General features: G+C 71.9%; 5 protein-coding genes. All 5 read right to left on the bottom strand.

Going from position 1 to position 6,645, the window contains the following annotated elements; all coding sequences use genetic code 11:
- Window positions 1-73: 73 nt before the first annotated feature.
- The 5 genes from AB0N07_RS41255 to AB0N07_RS41235 all read right to left on the bottom strand — a co-directional run bounded on the left by AB0N07_RS41255 (window position 74) and on the right by AB0N07_RS41235 (window position 6,539).
- Window positions 74-1,558: a transposase gene (locus tag AB0N07_RS41255; protein ID WP_365844373.1), complete on the bottom strand. Its 1,485-nt coding sequence runs from the start codon at window positions 1,556-1,558 to the stop codon at window positions 74-76.
- Complete coding sequence (locus AB0N07_RS41250) at window positions 1,555-2,400, bottom strand: TnsA-like heteromeric transposase endonuclease subunit (protein ID WP_365844371.1); 846 nt, start codon at window positions 2,398-2,400, stop codon at window positions 1,555-1,557. Before AB0N07_RS41250 ends, AB0N07_RS41255 begins: the two co-directional genes overlap by 4 nt.
- 216 nt (window positions 2,401-2,616) lie before the next feature.
- Entirely contained in the window at window positions 2,617-4,005 is a 1,389-nt protein-coding gene (locus AB0N07_RS41245; protein ID WP_365844369.1) for a TniQ family protein, read from the bottom strand.
- A gap of 213 nt (window positions 4,006-4,218) precedes the next feature.
- The gene (locus tag AB0N07_RS41240) at window positions 4,219-4,779 is read right to left on the bottom strand and encodes an XRE family transcriptional regulator (protein WP_365844367.1); all 561 of its coding nucleotides are present in this window, start codon (window positions 4,777-4,779) and stop codon (window positions 4,219-4,221) included.
- A 2-nt stretch (window positions 4,780-4,781) separates the two neighbouring features.
- On the bottom strand, window positions 4,782-6,539 hold the full coding sequence (locus AB0N07_RS41235) for a transcriptional regulator (protein WP_365844365.1): 1,758 nt from the start codon (window positions 6,537-6,539) through the stop codon (window positions 4,782-4,784).
- Window positions 6,540-6,645: the final 106 nt, after the last annotated feature.

Genomic DNA, 6,645 nt, shown 5'->3' with positions numbered 1-6,645 from the left:
ACCAGCGGTCCCGTTCGTCATTCACCGCAGGGCCAGCACGCCCACCCGCGCCTGGACAGCGCCCCAGCCAGCCTTAACTTCCCGGCCTTGGTACATGCCCCGTCACCGCCACCAAAGCTGCCCACATTTCGTTGGGTGAGACGGCGACCTGCGGCATCATCGGGTGCCGCAGCGCCTCGTGCCGGCGCTCCTGCCACCCGCAGATGACCCACTCGTCCAGCAGCTCCTGAAGCTGCGTCAGGCTCCAGCAGGCATCCTGCTCCGCGGCCGCGCCCCGCTGGGAGACATCCGAGCCGGTGTGGCCCGGCAGATACTGGCTGAACCCGTCGGCAATCGCCCGGAAGGTCCGCTCCACGTTCCCCTTGGCCGGGCCGTTCGCCGGGGGTACCGGCTGCACCGACACGCCCAGGCTCTCGCACGCCGAGACGAACGAAGCCGACACGTACACCCGGCCCTGGTCCACGACCACCGTCTCCGGCATGATCACCGGCCGGGCAGCCGCCTCCTCGAGCCGTGCGTCCAACGCGATCAGCCGCTCGTAGGGGATGACCGACCGCTGCATGGACAGTGCCGCGTCCCAGCCCGGCCGCATCGCCGTCGGCACCACCATCTGCGCCAGCAGCATCGCCGCGTCCACCGACGTCGTGCCCACCGGCCGCAGCACCGCCGCGCAGATGCTGCGCGTCGCCACGTCCAGCGCGATGCTCAGCTCAAGACGGCCGGTCACACCGTCGTCCAGCACCGCCAGGACATCCAGCGGCGTGCTGTCCAGCATCACCAGCTCACCCGGGCGCAGTGCCACCGTCGGCGTGAACGGCGGCGCCGGCCGCGACGCATGCCACCGACGCTGCGCCGCCGTCCCCAAAAGGCCCTGTCCGTCGGCCACCGCGTGCACCAGCCGGTTGAACGTCGACGCCGGCGGCAGAGCCACCACCCCAGGGCCGTGCTCCTCCTTCAGCAGCCACCCCACCTGGCGGCGCAGCCGCACCAGCGTGCCCGTCGACCGTTCCCGCTGCCCCTCCAGCACTTTGCTGACTGCCGCGACCACCCGTTCATCGGCTCGCCCCACCGCCGATCGCTCCCGCACCGCCCGGCCGTCCACCAGCCCCCACAAGCCCTCGCTGCGGTAGCGTGCCCGCATCCGGCGCACCGTCGCCGTACTCGCCGTCCAGCCTGCCGCCGTCAACTCCTCGGCCTTCGCCCGTTCCCGCTGCGCCAGGCTCCGTGTCGCCGGATCGAACTGCTCACGCGGGGTGCCTTGCCCGACCGCGTCAGGAAAGCCGGTCTCCACCTCCCGCACATGCCGCTGCCACGCCAGAGCCCGCTCCCGCACCTCAACCGGCAGTGCCTCCAGCAGGCCGAACGGCGGCACCTTCCCCGGCGCCGGTGCGCCTTCCACGCCGAAGGACGGATCGGCGAACAGGTAGGGCAGCAGCACCACCGCCGAGGCGCCCTCGTCACTCACCAGCGTGGCCCGGGCGCCTTCCAGCACGGCGAGCGTCCATACCCGTCCGTCGTAGCGAAGGCGCGCCCCGACCTCGACAACCGCCTGCGTCACGCCGCTTCGGCCTCCTGCCGTGCGACCGAGACGACGGCGCGCTCGTGCAGCGGTTCGTCCAGCCGCACTCGCAGCACACCGCTCCACAGCGCGTGAAAGACCGATGGCCACACGGCGATCGGGTCACCCAGCTCACACACCGCCTCCACCGCCGGCCGCGGACTGCCGAAGGCCTCTGCCAGAGCCGGCATGCACGGCCCTGCGGCGTACCGGGGATGCCGGTAACCCGCCAGCCACCGCACGTTGGCCACCAGCACCAGATCCGGCGGCCCCGCGAGCCGGTAGGACCAGCCCGCTGCCTTGGCGGCAGCCGCCACAACTCTTGCCCGCGCCGCCAGCAGAGCAGAAGGGCCGCTGCGTCCGGCGCAGTCGAGCAACAGGCCGCTGCCGTCCTGAAGCCTGGCCATCAGCTGCGGTGCATGACCGACGACCCTGCTTTCCTCGCGCCACACCAGCTCCACCGGCCGGCAGGCCAGCGCCACCACCGCCGGATCCCGGTCCAGCAGCATCAGCTCGGTCCGCATGACACCGGACCCGTACGCCACCAGCCGCCCGGTCGTCGACGACCACCACCAGCCCGGAGCAACCCGCCGCCCGTGCCGGACGGGGAAAGGCCGTACCGCAGGAGAGTCCTCGAAGGGGACATCCTGCGCGGCCTCGAGCCACGGGACCTGACGCGAGCACCCCAGAGGGTCTCGAAAGCGCACATCGATCAGGCTGGCATCTGCAGCCGCAGCTTCTTCGCGTCGAGTAGCACCACCCGTACTGTGCGGCTCGGGGATGCGGCACCCGGCCCCGGGTACCGCGAATGATGCGGCCTCCTGGCTGCTGTCGATGATCACGTACTCCACACAACGCCATGCCTGACCTGCCGCGCAGGAGAACCGGCCGGTAACCGCAACATCGGTGCAGCCGCGGGTTGTTGGGCTGCGCGGGGCACCCAGGGTGCCGGGTGGGGGCACTGGTGTCAGTGCAGAGTTCTGCACTTTCACCTCGCCGCGCCGCACCCTGTCGGCAACGGCTGGCCGGCTGCCGACCAGCCTGCGCCGCCGGTCGTGTCAGTCCTCGCCCTCACCCGCGGCGAGTACCTCGGCCAGCTCCTCGGCGGGCAGGCGGGACCACGCGGCGGCCTCCTCCAGTGGCACCCCGGCGGCGACGGCTGCGGTGGCGGTGTGCACGAGGGCCTGGTCGATCAGCTCGGCACTGTGGCTGAGGTGCTCCAGCAGGGTGCGGGCCACCTCGGCGGTGGTGCCGCTGTGCACGCCGCGCAGCTCCACCAGCTGTTCGCGTGCCTCGTCGACCAACTGCGTGATGCGAAAGCGTTGTTCGGCAGGAACGGTGGCCCGCCACCGGGTTCCCGAGCCGCCCGATTGGGCTTCTGCCGCCATGACGCGCAGCTGGCCGGCCATCGTGGCGGGCTGCTGTTCCCGCTTCAGCCGCCACGGATCCTCCCGCCAGCCCGGCGGCCCCGTCTCGTGGCGGCGGGCGCGCACGATCGCGCCCTTCCAGCCGTTCAGCGGGCTGCCGTGGTCGGCCGCAAGTTCGGGTCCCAGCCAGGTGCGGCCCACCCGCTCGCCCAGCCGGTGACAGAACGCATCGTCGGCGCCCCGCACCCGAGGCCGCATCCCGCCGCTTGCCTGCCAGGCCACCTCGGTCATCGCCGGCTCCAGCAGCGCCTGCGCCACGGCCACCACCTCCGGGAAGATCGCCGCGTCCCGGCCCACGATCCGCCACCACGCAAGCCGTGACCCCATGCTGCCGCCCGCCAGCTGATGCAGACGGCGCGGCCAGATCTCCTCCTGCTCCCAGGACAGGGCCTGCTCCCACCAGCGGGCCACCACCGCATGCGCCAGCGTGAACGCCTGCTCCGGCTCCACCCCGGCCCGCACCGCACGCCGCGCCACGCCCGGCCACCGCCGCTGCGCGGCCACCACCTCAGCCGCGCCGCGCACATCGAGGTGTTCCAGCGGCTGGTCGGCGTCCGCGTCCAGCAGCCAGCGTCCGTGCCTATGGCAGACCCGATGCCAGCGTGGCACGTAGCGCACCGCCCGCAGTGCCTGTCCGGTGCGCCGCGCGGTGCACAGCCGGCAGCCGAACGCGGCCGGACCCGCCACCGTGCCCGCCGCCCGCCACTGTGCCTGTGCCACCCCGGCCTCCCGGCCGGTGCTGATCTTGGGGTCGTCCATGGTGAAGGCAGGCAAAGCGCGCGCCAGTACCTTGGGCTCCACCCTGCACAGCTCGGCGAGCACCCGCCGCCCGGCCCCGTTGAGGACGACCTCCGCGTCCGCCCGCGCGCCGCCGCCGTCGTGCCGGGCGGGGGAGTTGCGGCATGTCCACAGCCGCAGCACACCGGCGGTCGGGAGACCGTAGCGGGCCGCCACACGGCTGATCAACGATGCGGTCAGCTCCCCGGCCAGCGGCACGGTCCGCAACACCCCCGCTGCCACACCACACCCCCGATGCCGTTTCCTGCTCCTGCTCAGGGCCAGCCCCACACGCGCCTCACAGCCAGCCCGCGGCCCCTGCCTGGGTGGCTCGCCTCCGGCGGGCCGGCCGGGTTCCGAGGGCCGACTGCACAAGGCTAGAGGTCACCGCCCAACTTGCCGCCCTCGCCCACCGCTGAGTCACAAAGCAGGTGCTGGCCTGCGGCCAGCGTCAGGTCAGTAGTCGAGGTCGAGGTAGTCGATGTCGTTGAGGGTGACGTCGGAGAGTCCCATGGCGCGGGCTCCGCCGTCTTGGAAGTAGATGTCTTTGAATCCTTCGGCGATGATCCCCCGCATCTCCTGGTCGCTGGCACCCGTGTTGCGGGCGTCGAACAGGCGCTGCGCGTACACCGGGGGGAGATGCACGGTCAGGCGCCGGAAGCGCCCGTCGTCGGTCGTGCCGATGGGCGCGGTGTACCCGAACCGGGCCCGTGTCTCCACCGTGATGCCGCGCGTGGTGGCGGCCTGCTTCTGGCGGCGCTTGCGGACCTGCGGCTGCCACCGCTGCCGTACCGCGTCGTCGATCCGGTCCGCGATCGCCTTGGGCGGGTGCTTGCGCTCGCCCTTGCGATAGCGCTCCACCGACCGTTGGCTGACCCCGATCTCCGCCGCGACGGCTTTGGTCGTCTTGAGCTGCTTCATCAGGAAGTTGATGCGGGCCTGGAGGGTCTTGGGCGGTTGGCGGGTGAAGGCTTCCCGGTCGGCGCGTTCGATGGCGTCGTCGATCTCCCCGGCCACGGCTACTCTCCTTCGTCGAGGACGGCGTCGCCGCCCTTGATGTGCCGGGCCGGGTTGAGGCCTTGTTCCATGAGGTCGACCGCCCAGAGCATCGACTGGACGCCTTCGAGTTTGGCCAGGCCAGGTGTGGGCCCGAGACGGAACCCGCCCGGCTGCGGCTTGCCCGACGCGGCGTAGGGCAGGAAGTCCAGCGGGCTGTCGCCGGGTGAGGGGTAGACGACGCAGTCGGAGAGCACGGCGAGCGGGTACAGGCCCGTCATCGTGGCCATGTTGCGCAGTTTGCGGTGCATGTTGATGCGGGCCTTGGAGATGACGGCGGCGCGGATGTCGGGGCGCCAGGTCGGCCGCTGAAGAGCCGGCCACCGTTCGCCCTCCTGGTACTTCCTGCCCTGGGGGCGTTCGCGCAGCTTGCCGATGCCGCCCTTGACGGTGGCCTTGATGGCGGCGAGGACGGCCGCCAAGGCGGGGTCGGTGTCCTTGTGCCGCTCCATCGCCGCCAGGAACTCCGCCTCGCTGAGGTCCTTGGTGACGCCGAGGTCGGCGAGGGTGTCGACGTAGGCGGCCTTGAGGCGGTCGTGCCACGGGTCGAGGTACGCGCCGGTCTCACGGCGCAGGTAGGCCTCGAGGGGCTGGACGTTATAGCCGAGTTCTTGGGCGTAGGCGACGGTGTGTGTCTGGTACCAGGCAGGTTCCGTAGGCCGGGTGCCGTCTGGGGTGAACGGCGAGGGCAGGCGCGGGTCTACCTCGACGTGGGACAGGTCGACCAGCCAGGAGCCGGGGATCTTCGGGTTGAACTTCGGGGCGTGGAAGTGGTCGGGGGCGGACAGGCCGACGACCAGGCGGGCCGCGGCGGCGAGGAAGGCGGTGTTCAGGTCCAGGCCGACCGCGTACGGCAGCGTGCATTCCTCATCGTTGAGCAGGCTGACGTCGCGCACCCACTGGTACGCCTCCTCGTTCAGGAACCCGCCGCTCCAGCCGCTCTCGACGACGACCGGGTGCTCAGGGGTGGCCTCCGGCGGCGCCGGGTCCATCGGCTCCGTGCCCAGCGAGCCGGGGTTGTGGCCGGGCACCCAGTTCCCCGTCTGCGGGTCCTGCACCGCGCGGGTGGGCGGGCGCAGCGCCGTCATCAGCTCCAGCCCGGAGACGGCCGTCGATCCGCGCGGGGTGATGACCCGCTGGGCGTACACGCCCAGGACGCGGGCGACGTCGGCCGGCTCCATCTCGCTCACGCCGGGCCAGGACCGCTCATCGAGGGCGTCCCAGGACAGGATCGCGAGCTGCACGCACTGCCGCTCGCGTCCCTGGGCCTTGCGGTAGATCCTTGCCCACGGGCCGAACCCGCGCTGGGTGAGCTGCCACTTCGCCTTCACCACCTGCTTGACCACCGGGTGGTCCTCCGGCAGGCGCAGGGAGCGGCGTTGCTCGTGGCCTTCCAGGCGCTCGGGCAGCCCGAGCCTGACGGCGGCCGCGGCGGTGAGCACGATCAGCGGGTCGCTGTCTTTGCCGTTGCGGTGCAGGCGCTGCGCACCGAGCCCGGACTCGCGCAGCGTCCACTCCACCAGCTCCACCACCGTGGTCGCCGGGCAGTCCAGCACGATCCCGTCCACGCCGTACGCGCAGCCGTCACCGTCCAGGACCGCGAGGGGCCCGTGCGGGAAGCGCGGATCGGCTGCGGGCTGCGCCGCCTTCTTCATGGCCGGACGCCGCGATGTCGCAGCGGGCCGGATGGCGGGGCGCGCCGGCGCCTGTCGGTTCTTCATGCAGTTGAGATATGATCATCGCTGTGGCCAGCTAGATCTCAACTGCACTCACAGAAGCCGCGGTTGACCGTCTGCCTCGCTGACCTGCTCTGATGAGATGCAAGGG

It is taken from the genome of Streptomyces sp. NPDC051172 (assembly GCF_040682555.1).
GTDB lineage: Bacteria > Actinomycetota > Actinomycetes > Streptomycetales > Streptomycetaceae > Streptomyces.
The sequence above is the reverse complement of the archived record's forward strand: the minus strand, read 5'-3'. Positions and strand labels throughout refer to the sequence as shown.

What these genes read in the sequence shown, in the direction of transcription:
- AB0N07_RS41235 (WP_365844365.1), bottom strand. Translation starts at nt 6,539, where the DNA reads ATGAAGAACCGACAGGCGCCGGCGCGCCCCGCCATCCGGCCCGCTGCG.